Genomic DNA, 19,934 nt, shown 5'->3' with positions numbered 1-19,934 from the left:
GATCCTCATGGCCGGCGAACGTAGCAGTGAATGAACTCGGTGACAGAGGTCACTCGAATTTCAGGTGCACTGATTGGCTCGTTCCAGCGTCTCTCTCAGTGTGCGGACCGTTCCATCCCGGAGTCCGGCCAACCGTCACAAGGGAGCAAGGCGTTGTTCACCGTCATCGAGCAGCTCGTAGATGCCCGTCTCGTCGCCGCCGCACCGCGGATGACGAGCATTCCCGCAACGCTCACCTACGACCGGAGCGACCCGTTCGCGGTCCGGATGACCTTCCCCGCGCCGGCCACGCTGGAGGGCGTGGAGGTCTGCTGGACCTTCGCCCGCGAACTCCTCGCCGACGGCATGCGGGAGCCGCAGGGCCACGGCGACGTACGAGTGCGGCCGTACGGCTACGACCGTACGGTGCTGGAGTTCCACGCCCCCGAGGGGACCGCGGTCGTGCATGTCCGCTCGGGCGAGCTGCGGCACTTCCTGGCGGCCACCACCGAGCTGGTACCCGTCGGCCTGGAGCATCTCCAGACGGACCTGGACCGCGACCTCGCGGAGCTGATGCGCGACGCCCTGTGACAGCCTCTGCCCCCGTTTAATGCTTTGACAGCTTGAAACGCCTCTTCCTACGCTTGCAGCGGTCCTGTTGCCGTCGAATTGGAGAAGGACGTTGCTCTACTGAGGTCCTGAGACACCGCGCCCCACACCCTCCAGTGGTGTGTTTGCGTAGCGTGCGACCTCGGTGTTCGAGCCGTCCGTGCCTCCCTCCGGAGCAGGGCTTTTCTCGTGCCGTCAGGCCTCTCCCGCCGCCCGTCGATGTCTCGACACGCGTTTGCCCCGACCGACTCAAGCAACCGCGAGGCCACATGTCAGCCACCACTTCCGTCGCCGTCACCTCCCTGTCCTTCGCCTGGCCCGACGGCACCGCCGTCTTCGACGGTCTCGACGTCGCCGTCGGCCCCGGCCGCACCGGGCTCGTCGGCGTCAACGGATCAGGGAAATCAACCCTGTTGAAGCTCATCGCCGGGCAACTGCGGCCCGCCGACGGCACCGTCCGGGTCGCGGGCGACGTCGGCTACCTCCCGCAGACCGTCATCCTCGACACCGCGCTGCGCGTCGAGGAGGTGCTCGGTATCTCCGCCCAGCGGGCCGCGCTGCACGCCATCGAGGCGGGTGACGTGGCCGAGGGGCACTTCGAGACGGTCGGCGACGACTGGGACGTAGAGGAACGCGCCCTGGTCACGCTCGGCGAACTCGGGCTCGGGCACATCGACCTGGACCGTACGGTCGGAGAGGTCTCGGGCGGCGAGGCGGTTCTCCTGCGGCTTGCCGCGCTGCTGCTGGACCGTCCGGACGTCCTCCTGCTGGACGAGCCGACCAACAACCTGGACCTGTACGCGCGCCGACGGCTGCACACGGCCGTCTCCTCCTGGCCCGGGGTGATGATCGTGGTCAGCCACGACCGTGAACTCCTGGACCTGGTCGACCAGATCGCCGACCTGCGCTCCGGGGAGGTCACCTGGTACGGCGGCACCTTCTCGGCGTACCAGGAGGCACTCGCCACCGAACAGGAGGCGGCCGAGCGCATGGTGCGCGTGGCCGAGGCCGACCTGAAGAAGCAGAAGCGCGAACTGGCCGACGCCCAGCTCAAGTTGGCCCGTCGCAAGAAGTACGGCCAGAAGATGGCGGAGCAGAAACGCGAGCCGAAGATCGTCATGGGGGCGCGCAAACGGTCCGCCCAGGAGTCGGCGGGCAAGCACCGCATCATGCACGAGGAGCGGCTCGCCGGCGCGAAGGAGCGGCTCGACGAGGCGGTGGACGCCGTACGGGACGACGACGAGATCCGCGTCGACCTCCCGTACACGGCCGTACCGCCCGGGCGTACCGTACTCACGTTCCTGGACCTGGAGTTGGCGTACGGAGCGAGCGCGGGCTCCTTCGATCTGCGCGGGCCCGAGCGGGTCGCGCTGATCGGGCGCAACGGGTCGGGCAAGACGACCCTGCTGCGGACGATCGCCGGGGAACTGGCCCCGGTCTCCGGGGAGACGAAGACACACGTACCGCTGCGCTTTCTGCCACAGCGGCTCGATGTCCTCGACGACGAGCTGACCGTCGCTCAGAACGTGGCCCGGTTCGCCCCGGGCGCCACCAACAACCGGGTCCGCGCCCGGCTGGCCCGCTTCCTGTTCCGGGGCGCCCGCGCCGACCAGCCGGCGGCGACCCTGTCGGGCGGCGAGCGGTTCCGCGCCGCTCTGGCCGCCCTGATGCTGGCGGAGCCCGCGCCCCAGCTCCTGATGCTGGACGAGCCGACCAACAACCTGGACCTGGCGAGCGCGCGACAGCTCACGACGGCTCTGGATTCGTACGAGGGAGCACTGATCGTCGCCAGCCACGACGTGCCGTTCCTGGAGTCGATCGGGATCACCCGGTGGCTGCTGCTGGACGGGGAGCTGAGGGAGATCGATCCGGAGGAGGTGGGGTGATCGGCTGAGGGGTCCCGGACCCGGTCCGGCCTCCGGGGCTTTTGTCCGCACAGTCCCACCCTGCATGATGTGCGCGGACACCCCCTTCCGATACGGAGCTCCCTCGTGCCCAGCAAGAAGGCCCTCATACGCCGCCCGAGCCCGCGCCTGGCCGAGGGCCTCGTCACGCACATCGAGCGCGAGGAGATCGACGCCGGCCTCGCCGGCCGGCAGTGGGAGGCGTACGCGGAGGCGCTGCGCACGCACGGCTGGGAGACCGTCGAGGTGGATCCGGCGGACGACTGCCCGGACTCGGTGTTCGTCGAGGACGCGGTGGTCGTCTACCGGAACGTCGCGCTGATCGCGCGGCCCGGCGCCGAGTCCCGGCGCGACGAGACCGGCGGCGTCGAGGAGGCGGTGGCCCGCCTCGGCTGCTCGGTGAACTGGGTCTGGGAGCCGGGCACCCTGGAGGGCGGTGACGTCCTCAAGGTCGGCGACACCATCTACGTCGGGCGGGGCGGGCGTACCAACGCCGCCGGGGTGCAGCAGCTCAGGGCCGTGTTCGAACCGCTCGGCGCCCGGGTCGTGGCCGTGCCGGTGAGCAAGGTGCTGCATCTGAAGTCGGCGGTCACCGCGCTGCCCGACGGGACCGTCATCGGGTACGCGCCGCTGGTGGACACCCCGTCCCTCTTCCCGCGTTTCCTGCCGGTGCCGGAGGAGTCCGGGGCGCACGTCGTACTGCTGGACGGCGGGAAGCTGCTGATCGCGGCGAGCGCGCCGAAGACGGCCGAACTGCTCGCCGATCTCGGGCACGAGCCGGTGGTCGTCGACATCAGCGAGTTCGAGAAGCTCGAAGGCTGTGTGACCTGCCTCTCGGTCCGGCTGCGGGAGCTGTACATCTAGCCGGGCGATCGGGGTACTCGTTCGGCCCCGGACCTGCGAGTCCGGAGCCATACCGGGCCCTGGCGACAAACCCGCTGATCAGCGATCTTTACAACGTTCTTAACTTACGGTGGCGTAACCTACGGGAACGTAGCCTACGATGTCGTAGGTTGAGTAACGGCAGTCCGCTCACCCGCTCGCAATGTCATTCTGGAGCATTCATGACGATCACTTCCCCGCACCTCGGCAGCCCGTCCAGCGAATGGACCGACGCTCGGCTGCTGTACGCCCTGGAAGAAGTGGTCGAGACGGAACTCAACCGTCACCTGAAGGTCGCCAAGGACTGGATGCCGCACGAGTACGTGCCGTGGAGCGACGCCCGCAACTTCCCCGGCATCTTCGAGGACGGCGAGGCCTGGGGCAAGGAGCAGTCCAAGGTCACCGAGCTCGGCCGGATCGCCCTGGTCGTGAACCTCCTCACCGAGGACAACCTCCCCAGCTACCACCACGAGATCGCCAGCCTGTTCGGCCGCGACGGCGCCTGGGGCACCTGGGTGCACCGCTGGACGGCCGAGGAGGGTCGCCACGGCATCGTGATGCGCGACTACCTGCTCGCCTCCCGCGCGGTCGACCCGGACCAGCTCGAAGCGTTCCGTATGCAGCACATGGCCGAGGGCTTCGAGTCGGACAACCGGCACTCGATGCTGCACTCGGTGGCGTACGTCGCCTTCCAGGAGCTGGCCACCCGCGTCTCGCACCGCAACACCGGCCACCAGTCCGGCGACCCGGTCTGCGACCGCATGCTGGCCCGTATCGCGACCGACGAGAACCTGCACATGGTCTTCTACCGGAACCTGCTGAAGGCCGCGTTCGAACTCGCGCCCGACCTGACCATGCAGGCGGTCCGGGACGTGATCGTCAACTTCCGCATGCCCGGTCACGGCATGCCCGGCTTCGAGCGGGCCGCCGCGCAGATGGCGATCGGCGAGGTCTACAACATGCGCATCCACCACGACGACGTCCTTCAGCCCGTCCTGCGCCACCTGAAGGTCATGGACATGGGCGACCTGGGCCCCGAGGGTCTCCAGGCCCAGGAGGAACTGGGCATGTTCATGGGCGGCCTGGACGCGGAAGCCTCCAAGTTCGACGTGAAGCTCGCGGCCCGCAAGGCCCGTATGGCGGCCCGCGCCGCCGGCTGACCCACCCGCGACACCGCTCACTCGTACGCCGTCACCTCGTCAAGCGCCGCGTCCCGCACGTCGGCCACGGGGTGGCGGCGCAGTGCTGTCAGCTCCTCGCGCCAGGGCGCGGCCCAGTCCGTCCGGCCGCCCAGCGCTCCGGTGACGGCGACCGCGAGCAGCCCTTCGGCATGGCCTCCATGGGCGGTCAGACGGCGGACCTCGGCCAGCAGTGCGCCGGGGTCGCCCTCCTGATCCCGGCGCGCCAGCCGTTCACCGAGCTCACCGGCGGTGCGGACGGCGAGGGCGGGGCGACCGGCGGTGAGCGCGGCCAGCTGTTCGAGGCGGGGCTGCCTGGCATCGAGGTCCAGGTAGTACGCGGCCAGGGTCGCGGCCTGCGGTACGTGGGCGTCGTACCCGGCGAGCAGGTCGCTCGCGGCGAGGGCGGCGGGCCGGGCGGCTTCGGCGACCGGTCTGCCGTGCTGGATCAGGTAGGAGACGATGTACTCGACACGTCGGCGGGCGGGACGGTCACGCCCCTGCCCCGCGTCCAGGTCCGCGTCGGCGTCCGCTGCCGGGGGCTCGACGAGGATCCGCAGGGCCTCCAGGAGCCAGCGCGCGCCCTGCGGGGAGCCCTCCGCGACGGTCACCAGCCCTTTGGCCGCCACATGCCAGTTCGTCCGGTCGTCGAGATCCGTCGTGACCCGGACCAGCACCGCGGGCGCGTCGGGCGACCAGGGCGTCCACTGGGGCAGTGCGCCCAGGGCGAGGGTCGCGGTCTCCGGGTCGTCGGTGGCGCACACGTCGTGCACGAGACGGGCGTAGCGCTCACGGTGGGGTTCGGGCAGGTCGAGGGGCCGCACCCGCAGCACGGCCCGGCGCAGTACCGGCTCGGCGCCGGCGGCGTCTCGCAGCACCTCCCAGACCGGCTCGTGCGCGACCAGCCCGCCCGCGAAGGCCACACACGCGGTACGCACATCACGGTGGGCGCCGGGACGCCCGTACGTCTCGTTCAGCAGCGTCGCGGCCGACGGCGCCGGGAGTCGTGTCGCTGCGAGGCGGACCGCTTCCTTGCGGCTGGTCACCTTGGTGTCCGGCGCGCGCAGCATCTCCCCCAGTTGCCCGGCCAGCAGCGACGGCCGTGCGTGCCGGGAGGCCCCGGTGGCCGCGTAGACGGCGACGCGGGCCCGGTCGTCGCCCGCGTGCGCGAGCAGTTCGGGCAGCGCGTCCTGGGGCCGGTCGGTGCGGGCGAGCGCGGCGAGGGCCGCCTCGGCGAGGACGACGTCCCCGGAGCCGGTCCACTGCCGTACGAGCGTGCTGCCGAACTCCGGGACGCGCGCGGCCTGTTCGATCGCGCCGACGCGCCGGTGGTGCGGCAGCGCGGAGTCGGCGGCGACACCGGTCAGCTGCCGTATGAACGCTCGCTGTTGGCGGGGCAGCCAGCGCCGGACGTCGTAGTGGCCCCATGCGGTCCAGGGCTCGCGCTTCGGCAGGAAGCGGCCGTACGGCGGAGTCTCGGCCAGGAACGGGTCGAGCAGGTCGGTGCGGCGGCGGGCGAGGATGTGCCACACCGCGGGCAGCGCTCCGGCGGAGGGTTCGTGGGCGAGGATGCGCGCGACCCGTTCGTCGCGGGTGGCGGGTGGTTCCAGCCAGAGGTCGACCGCTGTGCGGACGGTCGAGTCCTTGCCGCCGTACCGGATCGCCTGCCAGAGCAGGTCCTGGAGTTCGGCCATGCCGGCGGCACGTCGTCCGACGGCCCGGGTGAGGGCGAAGACGAGGCTGTAGTCGGCCTTCTCGGCGCCCGCCTCGATCCAGGGGCGCAGTGCCTCGTACACGCGGTGTTCCTGACCGCGCGCGAGGGTGTGGTCGAGGCGGCCGAGGTCGGCGGTGCCGGTGTGGCCGGTGATGCGGACCAGGGTGCGCAGCGCCCAGTTCACCAACTCCCGTGGTCCGCCCGCCGCGTGCTCGCGCAGCACCCCGAGGGCGAGGGCACTGAGCCGCTGCCGGGTGAGGGCGGAGGAGTCGCGGGCCGCTACGGCGTCCCCGGCGACGCGGTCGAGGTGCGGTTCGGCGTCCTCGGTGAACAGGGCGGGGCGGACGGCGGCCAGCGCCCCCAACGCGGCGGAGCGCACGGGGTCCTGCTCGTTCCGCAGCCGCCCCATCTCCTCCAGAGCGGCGGTGACGGCGGCCGAGTCGCCGGAGCGCGCGGCGTTGCGGATCAGCAACGGCCAGGCCAGGGCACGGTCTTCGGCGGCCGGGCGGCGGGTGGCGTCGACGATCGTGGCGCGCACCTCGTCGACGGGCAGGAACGATTCGACCAGGAGTACGCGGTGCCAGTCGGCGCCCCGTTCCCGGGCGGCGGCGGCCGTCCGGCGGGCCTCGTCGGGGGCGTGGGTGCGGGGCAGCGCCGACAGGATCGTCTGGTCGGCGACGAGGGAAGCCGCGCCCCGCCCTTCCCGCACCGCCACGAGGAAGGCGTGGCGCTTGCCGGGAGGCATGGCGTTCAGAAGTTCCGGGAGTTCTCCGGAGGCCGCCAACACCCTTCCGTAGGAGATGAGTTCGGGACTCCCGATGCGGGCCAGCCTGCGCAGTACGGAGGCGTTCAGCGAGCGGACTCCCAGGGCGGCCCAGCCGGGCGTGGCGAGCAGGCACAGCACGCGCTCGGGGGCAGCCGCAGCGAACACGCCCATACGGCAGCGGAGTTGATCAGGGAGCCCCCGAGGCGGCCGCTGTTCCAGGAAGCCGAGGACACGCAGGGGATCATGTGGAACGACGGCGGCCATGGCATCGGCGCAGCGCTCCCACCAGGTGTCGTACAGCGCGGTGGGCAGTTCGGCCAACTCCCGTTCCGCCACGTCGAGCAGAACCTCGGGGTGGCGTCGGGCGAGCGCCCGCCAGCCGTCGAAGGCGTGGAACAGCTCGGGGAGCAGCCGTGTCACCGTCTCCGGCGTGCAGCCGGGCAGCAGTCGTGCCGCTTCCGTGTCGCCCCAGTCCTGCCGAAGTCCGTCCAGCAGCCGGTCGGCGAGTGCGGTGCGCCGGCCCGAGACGATCGCGCGCAGCAGGTCCCGGCGTACCGCCTCGGAGGCGTCGACCAGGCCCGACTCATAGGCGGAGTCGGGCACTTGGAGGCTGTCGGCGACTTGCAGTGCGTGGCCGCGCACAAAGGAGTCGGGGTCGGCGATCCGGTCCGCGATCCATGCGGCGTCCCGCCCGACCGCCGCCGCGACGACCGCGAGGTCACGTCCGTACGACCCGCGTTCCTCCAGTTCAGCCAACACCGGCCGCAACGGCGTGAACTCCCTTGCTTGGAGGGCGAGTTCACGCATGCGCTGCGGATACGGAAGCGGGTCGAGAGCGTTCAGCAGACTGTCGACCTGCTGGTGCGGGGTGCGGAGCATGAACTGGATTGTGCCCGCTCACAACCGGTCGGCGTACAGCAATTACCGTCAGAGAGGTCAGTGCGAGGTGCGTGAGGTGCGCCTGAGGTTGAGTCGCTCCTTCTCGGAGAGGCCGCCCCAGACGCCGAACCGTTCGTCGTTGCTGAGTGCGTACTCCAGACAGGCGGGGCGCATCTCGCACATCCCGCAGATGCGTTTCGCCTCGCGCACCGAGCTGCCCGGCTCGGGAAAGAAGAAGTCGGCCCCGGTCTCCGCACACAGGGCCTGCGCCTGCCAGGCGCTGTCCATCGGGGTGATCGTCTCGTAGTGCATGCACGAGATCGTGCCGGGTGGTGAAAAACGTTCGCTCAACGTCCGATCAACGGCGGCCTACGGGCCCGCTCATCGAACGGCCCGGGCGTCTCGCTAGTCGCCGGTTCGCCCGATGATGCTCCCACCGGATGCGCGAGCGCACGGCGGCGCGCGGAGCCTTCTGGAACAACCCGCACCCTCCCCCTCACCCAGGGTGACCGCAACCGGTGTTCGGGTCCGCGGAAGCACTCCGGCAGCGATTGTCAGTGGGCGGTGCAAGACTCGGCAGAACAGGCAACGGGTCCCTCACAGAGGGCGGGCCCACAGAGGAGGGCAATGATGCTCACCACCCGTTTCGTGACCGGCGCTCCGAACTGGATCGACCTCGGCACCCCCGACATCGAGGGTGCCACCTCCTTCTACCGGGCGCTCTTCGGCTGGGACTTCCGGTCGGCGGGCCCCGAAGGCGGCGGATACGGCTTCTTCCAGCTGGGCGGGCGGACCGTCGCGGGCGGCATGCAGAGCGGCGAGGGCCAGGGGCCGCCGTCCTGGACGGTGTCCTTCCAGACCTCGGACGTCGACGCCACCGCCAAGGCCGCCGAGCAGGCCGGGGGCGGCGTCCCGGCGCCGCCCATGGATGTCATGGACGCGGGCCGGATGGCCATCCTCACCGACACCACCGGCGCCGTCTTCGGCCTCTGGCAGCCCGGCCGGATCAAGGGCCTCGACATCGCCGGCGAGACCGGCTCCCTGTGCTGGGTCGAGCTCTACACGACGGACGTCCCCAAGGTCGCCGCGTTCTACGGCGCGGTGCTGGGCCTGGAGACCTCGGCGGTGCCGTTCCCGGGCGGCTCGTACACGTGCGTGAACCCGGCGGGTACCGGGGACGACGGGATGTTCGGCGGAGTCGTCGATGTGGACGACGACCCGACGGGCATCGAGACCACTCCGTACTGGCTGCCGTACTTCGAGGTCGCCGACACCGACGCGACGGTCGCCACGGCCCAGGAACACGGCGGTCAGGTCCGGATGCCGGCCACGGACCTGGAGGGCGTCGGCCGCATCGCCCGGCTCACCGACCCGTTCGGGGCACGCTTCGCGGTGATCAAGAGCGCGCCGGCACAGATGTAGGGATGGGGGCGACAGGTGCCCAGGAGAGGCACGGGGCTGTGTCGATTTGCGGCTCCGCCGCGAGGCGCGACCAGCCCCGCCGGGCCCGCAGCCGACGAACCGACTACCCCGCGAACCGCCTACCGCCTACCGCCTACCGCGGGGAGCTACGCCGAGGCCCGGCGGACCAGCGTCGTAGGCAGCACCAGGCCGGACGGCGTGCCCGTCGGGCCGGGCGTGCCGGCGGGGTCGAGGTCGCTCAGCAGCAGGCGGGCCATCAGCCTGCCCATCTCCTCGATGTCCTGGCGGACCGTGGTGAGCGGCGGGTCGGTCTGTTCGGCGACCGGCAGCATGTCGTCGAAGCCGACCACGGCGACGTCCTCGGGCACGCGCCTTCCGCGTTCGCGCAGGACGCGCAGGGCGCCCGAGGCGGTGAGGTCGTTGGCGGCGAACACGGCGTCCAGGTCCGGGCACCGGTCCAGGAGTTCACGCATCGCGCGTTCCCCGCCCGCCGGGGTGAAGTCGCTCTCGGCGATCAGTCGCGGGTCGGCGGCGGGCATGACGTCCCGGAACCCGTCGAGCCGGTCCGCCCCCGAGGTCTGGTCGAGGGGGCCCGTGATGTGCGCGATCCGCGTCCGCCCCAGGGCGACGAGGTGCCGTACGGCCGCGCGGGCACCGCCCCGGTTGTCGCTGTCGACGTACACGGCGTCCCGGTTGCCGTCGCTCCAGCCGGGCCGGCCGCCGAACACGGTGGGCACGCCGGCGCGCTGGACCAGGCCGGGCAGCGGGTCGTCGAGGTGCAGGGAGAAGACGAGGGCGCCGTCGACATGCCCGCCGGCGAGATACCTGCCGACGCGGGAGTGGTCGTCGCGCCCCTCGGTGAGCAGCAGCACGAGTTGGGAGTCGTGGGCGGTCAACTCCTTGCTGATCCCACGGAGTTGGAGCGCGAAGAAAGGGTCGGCGAAGACCCTGGTCTCCGGTTCGGCGATGACGACGGCGATGGCGTCGTGCCGTTTCGTCACGAGGGAGCGGGCCGCCTGGTTGGGCACGTAACCGAGTTCCTCGACAGCCTGCCTGACCCGTTCCACGAGGGGTTCGCGCACACCGTCCCCGCCGTTCACGACGCGTGACGCGGTGGCCCGGGAGACCCCCGCCCTCGCGGCCACGGCCTCCAGGGTGGGACGCGACGCGGTCTCGGTCACTTCGGGGCTCCTCATCGGCGGTTACCGATCAGGATAGTCCCGGCCCGGCACCGGATGAGAGCGCTCTCGGATCCCGTCGGTGCTCGTGCGACAGCCGCGGCTCTCCCGTCCGCCCGACCCCCTCCCCCACGATCATCTGGCAGCCGAAGGAGTTCGGTCCGCGCCCGGAACACCCACGAAGCCCGCCACCCACCCAAGTCAGTCCTTGCGGGCCCGGCTCGGCTGTACGCGTTTGGGCTCGCCCGGCATCTTCGGGTACTCCGGGGGATACGGCAGGTCACCGAGTCCGTGCTCGTGTTCGTCGCGGGTGGCGAGTTCGAGCAGGGCGTCGAGGGAGAAGGCGTGGTCGTCCATGTCCGCGTGGACGTCGCCGAGTCGGGCGAACCGGCCGGGCATGGTCGCGAGGTCGAAGTCACGGGGCCGCGCGTCGGCGACCTCCTCCCACTTCAGCGGCGCCGAGACGGGAGCGTGCGGGTGGGGCCGTACGGAGTAGGCGGACGCGATGGTGCGATCTCGTGCGGTCTGGTTGTAGTCGACGAAGATCCGCTCCCCGCGTTCCTCCTTCCACCACTTGGTGGTCACCTGTTCCGGCATCCGCCGCTCGAGTTCCCGCCCGACGGCGATCGCCGCCCGCCGCACCTGCGTGAACGTCCAGCGCGGTTCGATCGGCACGAAGACATGCAGCCCCCGTCCGCCGGAGGTCTTGGGCCAGCCGCGCAGACCGCCGAACTCGTCGAGCACGGCGCGCAGTTCGTGCGCGGCGCGCACCGCGTCCCCATAGTCCGTACCGGGCTGCGGGTCGAGGTCGATGCGCAGTTCGTCGGGGTGGTCGACGTCGGCGCGGCGCACCGGCCAGGGATGAAAGGTGAGGGTCCCGAACTGGGCGGCCCACAGCACGGCGGCGACCTCGGTCGGGCACATCTCGTCGGCGCTGCGACCGCTGGGAAAGGTGATGTGGGCGGTCGGAATCCAGTCGGGCATGTTCTTGGGCGCCCGCTTCTGGAAGAAGTTCTCGCCGGCCACCCCGTCCGGATAGCGTTCCAGAGTGGTGGGCCGGTCACGCAGCGCACGCAGGATGCCGGGGCCGACCGCGAGGTAGTACTGGGCGAGGTCGAGCTTGGTGAACCCGCACTCCGGAAAGAAGACCTTGCCCGGGCTGGACAGCCGCACCGTCCGACCGAACGCCTCCAGCTCCACCGCTTCGCCCATGCGAGCCACGGTAGGCGCACCGCGCACAGCTCGCACACCGGGCGATTGCGACCGTGGACGCGCAGAATCGAATCATGGATCTACCGGTCATGCCCCCCGTGAAACCCATGCTCGCCAAGTCCGTGGCCAAGATCCCCCCGGACATGCAGTACGAGGCGAAGTGGGACGGCTTTCGGGCCATCGTGTTCCGTGACGGCGCCGAGATCGAGGTCGGCAGTCGCACCGGCAAGTCGCTGACCAGGTACTTTCCCGAGCTGGTGGCGGCGCTGCGGGAGCGGCTGCCCCAGCGTTGCGTGGTGGACGGCGAGGTCGTGATCGCGCATGGTGGACGTCTCGACTTCGACGCGCTCACCGAGCGCATTCACCCCGCCGAGTCCCGGGTGCGGACGCTGGCCGAGCGGAATCCCGCCTCGTTCGTCGCGTTCGACCTGCTGGCGCTGGGTGACGAGTCGCTCCTCGACGTCCCGCTGACCGACCGGCGCGCACTGCTCACCATGGCGTTGTCCGACGTGACCCCGCCCGTGCACGTGGCGCCGGCGACCACCGACATCGAGGTGGCGCGACGGTGGTTCGAGCAGTACGAGGGTGCGGGCCTCGACGGTGTCATCGCCAAGCCGCTCACCCTGCGCTACCGGCCGGACGAGCGGGTGATGTTCAAGATCAAGCACGAGCGGACGGCGGATGCCGTGGTCGCCGGGTACCGGCTGCACAAGAGCGGACCGATCGTGGGCTCGCTGCTGCTCGGGCTGTACGACGCCCGGGGCACCCTCCAGCATGTCGGGGTGAGCGCGGCGTTTCCGATGAAGCGGCGCGCCGAACTCGTCGAGGAGCTGGAGCCGCTGCGGCTCGCGGACGTGCGCGAGCATCCGTGGGCCGCCTGGGCGGACGAGGCGGCCCACGAGGCGGCGAGGCTGCCGGGGGCGCCGAGCCGCTGGTCGGCGAAGAAGGACCTCTCGTGGATTCCGCTGCGGCCCGAACTGGTGGCCGAGGTGGCGTACGACCACATGGAGAACGGGGTGCGCTTCCGGCACACCGCCCGTTTCCGCCGCTGGCGCCCGGACCGTACGGCGGACAGCTGTACGTACGACCAGCTGGACGAGCCGGTGGGGTACGACCTCGGGGAGATCCTCGGCCCGCAGGGCTGAGGTCACCCTTCGGGCATCCCCTCCGTGGGCTGTTCGGCCCCTTCGATGTGCGCGAACAGAACCGATCGGGTATGGCCACCAATGATCCGATAAGCGCACAATCGTAGATACGGATGTGGTGGCGACGGTGGGCATGCGACAGATGGCGCGAACGACACGGGCGCGGCGGCGCGGAACGGCCACGGCGGCGCTGGTGGCCGGCGCCGTGACGGCCTCTCTGATGGCCGGCTGCACGACGGACGACCGCCCCTCCGACGACGGGCGCGGGCAGACCCGCAGCCGGAGCCAGGAACCCGGCCAACGCGAATCGCCCGATCCGAAGAGCGTCGGCCCGGTCCTCGCCGTGAAGATCGACAACGTCCGCGCGGCCCGCCCCCAGACGGGCCTGGACGCGGCGGACATCGTGTACGCCGAGCAGGTCGAGGGTGGTCTGAGCCGGCTGATGGCGGTGTACGCGACCCGACTGCCGGAGACCGTCGGGCCGGTGCGCAGCGCGCGTGAGTCCGACCTGGAGCTACTACGTCAGTTCGACGAGCCGACGCTCGCCTTCTCCGGCGCCCAGCGCAAGCTGCTGCCGCTGATCGACCGGGCACCGCTGACCGCCGAGTCCCCGGAGTCGGCGGCTTCCGGCGCCTACTACCGGGGCACGGACAAGGCGGCGCCGCACAACCTGTACCTGAGGCCGCGGCGGCTGATCGGCGCCGCGCCGGGAGCGGAGGCGCTGACGACCGGCTTCCGTTACGGCGCCGCTCCCGAGGGCGGAACCCCTGCGAAGTCGCGCACCGTCCGCTTCCCGTCGGCGCGCTTCACGTTCACCTGGTCCGCTGACCGGCACGGCTGGCTGGTGTCGATGGACGGCACCCCGACCGTCGCGACCGACGGCGCGCGGATCGCCGCCGCGACGGTCGTCGTGCAGTACGTGAAGGTGCGCGAGTCACGGTTCCACGACGTCCTCGGCAACAACTCGCCGTACACCCCGTCCGTGGGCTCGGGCCGGGCTCAAGTGCTGCGCGACGGGCGGGCGTTCGACGTGGACTGGCGTCGCGGGTCCGCCACGGAGGGGACGGACTTCACAACGGCCGACGGCACGCCGGTGAACTTCGCGAAGGGGCAGGTGTGGGTGGTGTTCGCGACGGCGTGAGGCCTATGACCTGACGTCCGATGCGCGGCGCGGTGCCCGGTACGACGTCCCGTCCGCGCCTCCAAGTCGGGCCGGGCGGCGCCGAGTACCGCGCCCCGGCTCCACGACGGGCGCGGGGCAGCGACACAGGCGGCTCCGCCGCGCGGGCGCAACCGGCCACAGCGGACCCGCGGTGATCGCACCGCACCGCCTCGAACAGCAGCCCCGCCCACGCCAGTCCCGCCCGCCGCCTCGAAGCACGACCAGCCGCCCCGGGCCCACGATGACCGCATCACGCGGCCAGCGGAGCGCCACGCCTCGAACAGCAGCCCCGCCCGCGCCAGTTCCGCCGTCGCCCCACGCAACGCCACCGCAAACCGCGAGGCACGACCAGCCACACCGGGCCCACGATCGCCGCATCACGCATCCAGCGGAGCGCCTACGCCTCGAACGGCAGCCCCGCGCGCGCCAGTTCGCCCGCCGCCCCGCGCAGCGCCGCCGCGAACCGTGTCACCCGCTCCGGCGTGAACCGCGTACTCGGCCCGCCGAAGGACAGCGCGGCGAGCACGGCCCCGCTCCTCCCCCGCACCGGCACGGCCACCGCCGACAGCCCCTCCTCGCGCTCGCCGTGGCTCACGGCGTACCCGTGGTCGCGGGCCTCCTCGATCCAGGTTCTCAGGGTCGTCAGATGTCCGGCGCCTTGCGGCGAGGCCTCCGCGACCCGAAGCAGCAGCCCGTCCGAGGCGTCCAGCAGCAGCGCCTTGGCCACGCCGCCCGCCCACAGCGGGAGTTCGTCGCCCACCCGCACGACCTGGCGCAGCGCCTGCGGGCCCTCTTCCTGGGCGATGCAGACACGGTGGATGTCCCGGCGCACATACAGGTGCACCGTCTCCTTGTGCTCGGCGGCGAGGTCGCGCAGCAGCGCCCGGGCCGCGGGCGGCAGTCGCCAGGCCTGTTCGGCGAGCCGGGACCAGCGCAGCAGCGCGGGGCCCGCGAGGTAGCGGCCGTGCTCGTCGACCCAGAGCAGTCCGTTGAGCCGCAGGGTCTGGAGCAGTCTCAGCACGGTGGTCTTCGGCAGCCCGGAGTCCCTGACGATCTCGCGCAGGGACAGCGCGGGCCTGACCTCGTCGAACAGCCCGAGAACGTCGATGGCCCGCTGGACGGTACGCATCCCCGCGGATTCGGCCTCGCCGCCGGTCCCTGCCCCGGCCTCTCCGGCTGCCATCCCTGTTCCTCCTCGGCTCCGGACCGCCCAGTGGTCCGGGCGGCGGTCTCGCCCCGCACGGTATCCGCTGCCGGTCCGCTGGGCGGACCCGGCTGCTGCGGAAGTGCGCTCAGCGCGGGGCGGCGAGTGGTTCCGCCGGGTTGCGCAGCCCCTCCGCCGCGTCGGCGACGCGCTGGATGAGGTCGAGGAAGACGGTCTGCTCGTCGGCGGAGAGCGGGGCCAGGAAGACCTGGTTCATCCGGGCCGTCCGCACGGTCAGCCTGCGGTGCGCGCGCACCCCGTCGTCGGTGGCGCGCAGCAGGGAGCGGCGGCCGTCCTCCGGGTCGCGCACCTTGTCGATCAGGTCACGGCGACCGAGCCTGCTGACGACCTCGGCGACCGTGGACCGGTCGAGGCCCACCCGCTCCCCGACCGTGCGCTGGTCGAGGCCCGGTTCGGCGACCAGCGCGTTCAGGACCGCGAACTGCGGCGAGGTGATCTCCTCGGAGACCATCGCGTTCCACAGCAGGTAGTGCGCCTGCTGGAGTCGCCGGGCGAGGTGCCCGGGGTGCGTGGAGAGGTCCACCGCGGCCATGTCCGCTCCTGGGGTCGTCTTCTTCAGAGTTCAGAATTTCGTTGGTGTACTGACGATACAGCCCAACGACCACCGTGTCTCCAGCTGAGCAACACGGCCTCCACCTGCCACTTTATCGCTACTCTTGACGACCAGACCGGCGAGTGACAGCGTGAGGAAAACCTTGCTGAAATACTCAGTGCCCTGAGTAATTGGGCTCGGAAGAGACTTAGGGAACTCCTCATGGCTCTCACCCAGTCGGACATCGACGTCGAGGTCGGCGACCTCCAGGACGCCTACGACAAGGCGGTCGCCGAAGGCGCCCCCGTACAGAACCATCCGCCGCGCGACTACGCCCCGTACCGCAGTTCCGTGCTGCGGTACCCGAAGCAGCCGCTGGTCGCGGTGAGCGGCGGGGACCCGGAGACGGTCGAGCTGTCGGGGCCGGTGTTCGGGGTCACCGACATCACCGACATCGACAGCGACCTCACGATCCAGCACCAGGGCGAGCCGCTCGGCGAGCGCATCACCGTCTCCGGACGGCTCCTCGACCGGGACGGGCGGCCCGTGCGGGGTCAGCTGATCGAGCTGTGGCAGGCCAACGCCTCCGGCCGGTACGCGCATCTGCGGGACCAGCACCCGGCGCCGCTCGACCCCAACTTCACCGGTGTGGGGCGGGTCCTGACGGATGATCAGGGACTGTACCGGTTCACCACGATCAAGCCGGGCGCGTACCCGTGGCGCAACCACACCAATGCCTGGCGGCCCGCGCACATTCACTTCTCGGTCTTCGGTACGGCGTTCACCCAGCGGCTCGTGACGCAGATGTACTTCCCGAACGACCCGCTCTTCCGTTACGACCCGATCCTGCGCTCGGTGACGGACGAGGCCGCCCGAAGCCGTCTGGTCGCCGAGTACAACCACGACCTGTCCCAGCCCGAGTTCTCGCTCGGCTACGAGTGGGACATCGTCCTCGACGGTCCCTCCGCCACCTGGATCGAAGAAGGCCGCGACTGATGAGCGTCTCCCAGAAATCCCCGGAGTCCCCGGAAAACCTCCTCCCCACCCCGTCCCACACCGTCGGCCCCTTCTACGGCTACGCGCTCCCCTTCCCCGAGGGTGAGCAGGTCGCGCCCAAGGGCCACCCGGACACGATCACCCTCCACGGGTACGTCCTGGACGGCGAGGGCAACCCGATCCCGGACGCCCTGCTCGAGTTCTGGCAGGCGGCGCCCGACGGGTCCCTGGCCGGTGCCCCCGGATCACTGCGCCGCGACCCGGTGACCGGCGGCTATCTGGGGCGCAACGGCACCGACTTCACGGGCTTCGGGCGGGTCGCCACCGACGCAGACGGGCACTACGCGCTGTACACGCTGCCCCCGGGCAACGCCGGGCTGCCGTACATCAGCGTGTGCGTGTTCGCGCGCGGTCTGCTGACCCACCTGTACACGCGCGCGTATCTGACGGACGGCGCCGATCCGCTGCTCGACTCCCTGCCGACCGAGCGACGCGCCACGCTGGTCGCCGTCGAGGGCGAGCGGCGCACGTACCGTTTCGACATCCGCCTTCAGGGCGAGGGCGAAACGGTCTTCCTGGAGTTCGAGTGACACCACCTGCCGATGCCCGGTCCGACGCCGACACCGGCCTGCTCTCCCCCGGGTGGGCCGGTTCCCCGGCGGCCTCCGCGACCAGTGACACCGCGTATCTGCGGGCGCTGCTCGCCGCGGAGGCCGCGTTGACCCGCGCGCAGGCCGGGCTGGGGCTGGCGCCGGAGGCAGCGGCCACGGCGGTCGACTCCGCAGCCGGCGAGGCCGCCGCCTTCGACGTGCGGTCGATCGCGCTGCGCGCCCGGGCCGGCGGCAACCCGGTGATCCCGCTGGTCGCGGACCTGACGGCGGCGGTCGGCGCGGAGTACGGGCCCTACGTCCACCGGGGAGCGACCAGCCAGGACATTCTCGACACGGCGACGATGCTGGTCGCCGCCCGCACCCTGGACCTGGTGCTCGCGGACCTCGAACGCGCCGCCCGGGCCCTCGCCCGGCTCGCCGCCGACCATCGTGACACCGCGATGCCGGGCCGCACGCTCACCCAGCACGCCGTGCCGACGACCTTCGGGCTGAAGGCGGCGGGCTGGCGCTCCCTGGTCCTCGACGCCCGGGACCGCCTGACGGCCGTACGCCACAGTCTCCCCGCCCAACTCGGGGGCGCCGCAGGCACCTTGGCCGCGTTCACCGTGTTCGGCCCGACCGGGGGCACTGTCGACACCCGGGCCCTGATCGCCGCCTACGCCCGTGAACTCGGCCTCGCCGAGCCGGTGTTGCCCTGGCACACCCTGCGTACCCCGGTCGCGGATCTCGCCGGGGCGCTCGCCTTCACGGCCGGGGCCCTCGGGAAGATCGCCGCCGATGTGCTGACGCTCGCCCGTACCGAGATCGCCGAGGTGTCCGAGGGCAGCGGCGGCGGTTCGTCGGCGATGCCGCACAAGGCCAATCCCGTACGGTCGACGCTGATCGCCGCCGCGGCCCGGCGCGCACCGCAGTTGGCGGCCACCCTGTACGGGGCACTGGTCGCCGAGGACGAGCGGCCGGCCGGTGCCTGGCATGCCGAGTGGGAGCCGCTCAGGGAGCTGCTCCGGGTGACCGGGGGCGCCGCCCGGGACGCCGCCGAGCTGACCGAGGGGCTGCGGGTGCACGCGGACACCATGCGCCAACACCTGGGTCTCACCCACGGGTTGATCGTCTCCGAGCGGCTGGCCGCGGAACTCGCGCCGGTGCTGGGCCGGGCCCGCGCGAAGTCCCTGCTCACCGAAGTGGCCGCCCGTACCTACACCGAGGGTCGATCGCTCGCCGAACTCCTTGCCGAGGAGCCGGAGTTGAAGGACCTGTCTCTCGACGACCTGACCGACCCCGCCCGTTACACCGGCTCCGCCGGCGCCCTCACCGACCGTGCTCTGGAGCGACCGTGACCGACAAGCTGCTGCACCATCGCGTCGAGGGCTCCGCCACCGCTCCGCCGCTGCTGCTCGGGCCCTCGCTCGGGACGTCGTACGCCCTCTGGGACAAGGTGGCGCCCGAGCTGTCCGTCACCCACCGGGTGGTCCGCTGGGACCTGCCCGGGCACGGTGGTTCGGCGCCCGGGCTGATCGGACCCGGGGCCACCGTCGGTGATCTGGCCGCGCTGGTGCTGGCGCTCGCCGACTCGCTCGGGATCGATCAATTCGCCTACGCGGGCGTGTCGTTGGGCGGCGCGGTCGGTCTGCATCTGGCCGTCCACCACCCGGAGCGGGTGTCGTCGCTCGGCGTCCTGTGCTCCTCGGCCCACTTCAACGGCAGCAAGCCGTGGGAGGAGCGGGCCGCGCTGGTGCGGAGCGAGGGGCTGGCCGGGCTCGCGGAGAGCGCCGACGCGCGCTGGTTCACGTCCGGGTTCACCGTGCCGGAGCTGGTCGCGGATCACCGGAACGCCGATCCGGACGCGTACGCCGCCTGCTGCGACGCGCTGGGCGCCTTCGACCTGCGTGAGGGGCTGGCCGGGATCGGCGTGCCCACGCTGCTCGTCGCCGGGCGGCAGGACCCGGCCACTCCCCCGGCGCATCTGCGGGAGATCGCGGACGCCGTGCCGGGTGCCACGCTCGTCGAACTGCCCGGCGCCTCGCACCTGGCGGTCGCTCAGTGCCCGGAGGCCGTACTGGCCGCGCTGCGCCCGCACTTCGGGGCAGCTCCCCGGCGGGGCATGGAGGTGCGCCGACAGGTGCTCGGCGACACGCACGTGGACCGGGCGCAGGCGCGGCAGACACCCTTCACGGCCCGTTTCCAGGACTTCATCTCGCGCTACGCGTGGGGCGAGATCTGGACCGACCCGACACTCACCCGGCGCGAACGCAGCATGATCACGCTCACCGCCCTGGTCGCCCACGGCCACTACGACGAGCTGGCGATGCACGTCCGCGCGGCCCGCCGCAACGGACTCACCCCTGAGGAGATCGGCGCGGTGCTGCTCCAGACGGCCGTGTACTGCGGGGTCCCGGCGGCCAACTCGGCGTTCGCGGCGGCCCAGCGCGTACTGGCGGAGGAGGACGGTTCGGAAGGGTGAACCGTGGCGGTCGGGGCCCCGACGGCGTCACGCGTGTCACTCCGTCCCTGAACTGAGCCTTGACCGGCGGGAGTTGCGG

Annotated in this window: 17 protein-coding genes; 11 read left to right on the top strand and 6 right to left on the bottom strand. The window is 71.7% G+C overall.

Annotated elements, in window-relative coordinates:
- Positions 1-153: 153 nt before the first annotated feature.
- The 4 genes from G3I71_RS08715 (at position 154) to G3I71_RS08700 (ending at position 4,534) form a co-directional block, all read left to right on the top strand.
- Positions 154-570, top strand: a complete 417-nt coding sequence (locus G3I71_RS08715) for an SsgA family sporulation/cell division regulator (protein ID WP_164313365.1) — start codon at positions 154-156, stop codon at positions 568-570.
- A gap of 287 nt (positions 571-857) precedes the next feature.
- Positions 858-2,474: an ABC-F family ATP-binding cassette domain-containing protein gene (locus tag G3I71_RS08710; RefSeq protein ID WP_164313364.1), complete on the top strand. Its 1,617-nt coding sequence runs from the start codon at positions 858-860 to the stop codon at positions 2,472-2,474.
- Positions 2,475-2,579: 105 nt separating this feature from the next.
- The gene (ddaH, locus tag G3I71_RS08705) at positions 2,580-3,356 is read left to right on the top strand and encodes a dimethylargininase (protein ID WP_164313363.1); all 777 of its coding nucleotides are present in this window, start codon (positions 2,580-2,582) and stop codon (positions 3,354-3,356) included.
- A gap of 200 nt (positions 3,357-3,556) precedes the next feature.
- A complete protein-coding gene (locus tag G3I71_RS08700; RefSeq protein ID WP_164313362.1) occupies positions 3,557-4,534 on the top strand; it encodes an acyl-ACP desaturase in 978 nt (325 codons plus the stop codon).
- A gap of 17 nt (positions 4,535-4,551) precedes the next feature.
- Here G3I71_RS08700 and G3I71_RS08695 read toward each other — a convergent pair whose 3' ends face one another.
- Positions 4,552-7,911, bottom strand: a complete 3,360-nt coding sequence (locus tag G3I71_RS08695) for a hypothetical protein (RefSeq protein WP_164313361.1) — start codon at positions 7,909-7,911, stop codon at positions 4,552-4,554.
- A 57-nt stretch (positions 7,912-7,968) separates the two neighbouring features.
- Entirely contained in the window at positions 7,969-8,223 is a 255-nt protein-coding gene (locus G3I71_RS08690; protein WP_164313360.1) for a WhiB family transcriptional regulator, read from the bottom strand.
- Between the two features lie 318 nt (positions 8,224-8,541).
- On the opposite strand from G3I71_RS08690, the gene G3I71_RS08685 reads away from it, so the two are divergent.
- Positions 8,542-9,333, top strand: a complete 792-nt coding sequence (locus G3I71_RS08685; RefSeq protein WP_164313491.1) for a VOC family protein — start codon at positions 8,542-8,544, stop codon at positions 9,331-9,333.
- Between the two features lie 146 nt (positions 9,334-9,479).
- Here G3I71_RS08685 and G3I71_RS08680 read toward each other — a convergent pair whose 3' ends face one another.
- Both G3I71_RS08680 and ligD read right to left on the bottom strand, forming a co-directional pair.
- Entirely contained in the window at positions 9,480-10,514 is a 1,035-nt protein-coding gene (locus tag G3I71_RS08680) for a LacI family DNA-binding transcriptional regulator (RefSeq protein WP_164313359.1), read from the bottom strand.
- A gap of 198 nt (positions 10,515-10,712) precedes the next feature.
- Positions 10,713-11,723, bottom strand: a complete 1,011-nt coding sequence (ligD, locus tag G3I71_RS08675; RefSeq protein ID WP_164313358.1) for a non-homologous end-joining DNA ligase — start codon at positions 11,721-11,723, stop codon at positions 10,713-10,715.
- Between the two features lie 74 nt (positions 11,724-11,797).
- On the opposite strand from ligD, the gene G3I71_RS08670 reads away from it, so the two are divergent.
- Positions 11,798-12,868: an ATP-dependent DNA ligase gene (locus G3I71_RS08670; RefSeq protein ID WP_164313357.1), complete on the top strand. Its 1,071-nt coding sequence runs from the start codon at positions 11,798-11,800 to the stop codon at positions 12,866-12,868.
- Positions 12,869-13,010: 142 nt separating this feature from the next.
- Entirely contained in the window at positions 13,011-14,009 is a 999-nt protein-coding gene (locus tag G3I71_RS08665) for a DUF3048 domain-containing protein (RefSeq protein WP_164313356.1), read from the top strand.
- Between the two features lie 418 nt (positions 14,010-14,427).
- Here the strand turns inward: G3I71_RS08665 and G3I71_RS08660 are convergent, their stop codons facing one another.
- The gene (locus G3I71_RS08660) at positions 14,428-15,213 is read right to left on the bottom strand and encodes an IclR family transcriptional regulator (RefSeq protein ID WP_239149026.1); all 786 of its coding nucleotides are present in this window, start codon (positions 15,211-15,213) and stop codon (positions 14,428-14,430) included.
- A gap of 109 nt (positions 15,214-15,322) precedes the next feature.
- Positions 15,323-15,787 (bottom strand): MarR family winged helix-turn-helix transcriptional regulator, encoded by a 465-nt coding sequence (locus tag G3I71_RS08655; RefSeq protein ID WP_164313355.1) that lies wholly within the window; start codon positions 15,785-15,787, stop codon positions 15,323-15,325.
- Positions 15,788-16,009: 222 nt separating this feature from the next.
- Between G3I71_RS08655 and pcaH the strand changes: the two genes are divergently transcribed.
- From pcaH to pcaD, 4 genes are read left to right on the top strand one after another with little or no spacing between them, the layout of a single operon-like run.
- Positions 16,010-16,783: a protocatechuate 3,4-dioxygenase subunit beta gene (gene pcaH, locus G3I71_RS08650; protein ID WP_164313354.1), complete on the top strand. Its 774-nt coding sequence runs from the start codon at positions 16,010-16,012 to the stop codon at positions 16,781-16,783.
- Complete coding sequence (gene pcaG / locus G3I71_RS08645) at positions 16,783-17,373, top strand: protocatechuate 3,4-dioxygenase subunit alpha (protein WP_164313353.1); 591 nt, start codon at positions 16,783-16,785, stop codon at positions 17,371-17,373. The genes pcaH and pcaG overlap by 1 nt, the downstream gene beginning before the upstream one ends.
- Positions 17,370-18,731, top strand: a complete 1,362-nt coding sequence (pcaB, locus tag G3I71_RS08640; protein WP_164313352.1) for a 3-carboxy-cis,cis-muconate cycloisomerase — start codon at positions 17,370-17,372, stop codon at positions 18,729-18,731. Before pcaG ends, pcaB begins: the two co-directional genes overlap by 4 nt.
- Complete coding sequence (gene pcaD, locus G3I71_RS08635; RefSeq protein ID WP_164313351.1) at positions 18,728-19,855, top strand: 3-oxoadipate enol-lactonase; 1,128 nt, start codon at positions 18,728-18,730, stop codon at positions 19,853-19,855. Before pcaB ends, pcaD begins: the two co-directional genes overlap by 4 nt.
- Positions 19,856-19,934 lie beyond the last annotated feature (79 nt).

This window comes from Streptomyces sp. SID12501 (assembly GCF_010550245.1).
In the GTDB taxonomy this organism is placed as follows: Bacteria; Actinomycetota; Actinomycetes; order Streptomycetales; family Streptomycetaceae; genus Streptomyces.
This window is presented reverse-complemented; position numbering and strand designations above follow the sequence as displayed.

Coding starts and splice junctions, on each gene's coding strand:
- G3I71_RS08710 (WP_164313364.1), top strand. CDS start 858: ATGTCAGCCACCACTTCCGTCGCCGTCACCTCCCTGTCCTTCGCCTGG.
- G3I71_RS08700 (WP_164313362.1), top strand. CDS start 3,557: ATGACGATCACTTCCCCGCACCTCGGCAGCCCGTCCAGCGAATGGACC.
- G3I71_RS08695 (WP_164313361.1), bottom strand. CDS start 7,911: ATGCTCCGCACCCCGCACCAGCAGGTCGACAGTCTGCTGAACGCTCTC.
- G3I71_RS08690 (WP_164313360.1), bottom strand. CDS start 8,223: ATGCACTACGAGACGATCACCCCGATGGACAGCGCCTGGCAGGCGCAG.
- G3I71_RS08685 (WP_164313491.1), top strand. CDS start 8,542: ATGCTCACCACCCGTTTCGTGACCGGCGCTCCGAACTGGATCGACCTC.
- ligD (WP_164313358.1), bottom strand. CDS start 11,723: ATGGGCGAAGCGGTGGAGCTGGAGGCGTTCGGTCGGACGGTGCGGCTG.
- G3I71_RS08670 (WP_164313357.1), top strand. CDS start 11,798: ATGGATCTACCGGTCATGCCCCCCGTGAAACCCATGCTCGCCAAGTCC.
- G3I71_RS08665 (WP_164313356.1), top strand. CDS start 13,011: ATGGCGCGAACGACACGGGCGCGGCGGCGCGGAACGGCCACGGCGGCG.
- G3I71_RS08660 (WP_239149026.1), bottom strand. CDS start 15,213: ATGGCAGCCGGAGAGGCCGGGGCAGGGACCGGCGGCGAGGCCGAATCC.
- G3I71_RS08655 (WP_164313355.1), bottom strand. CDS start 15,787: ATGGCCGCGGTGGACCTCTCCACGCACCCCGGGCACCTCGCCCGGCGA.
- pcaH (WP_164313354.1), top strand. CDS start 16,010: ATGGCTCTCACCCAGTCGGACATCGACGTCGAGGTCGGCGACCTCCAG.
- pcaG (WP_164313353.1), top strand. CDS start 16,783: ATGAGCGTCTCCCAGAAATCCCCGGAGTCCCCGGAAAACCTCCTCCCC.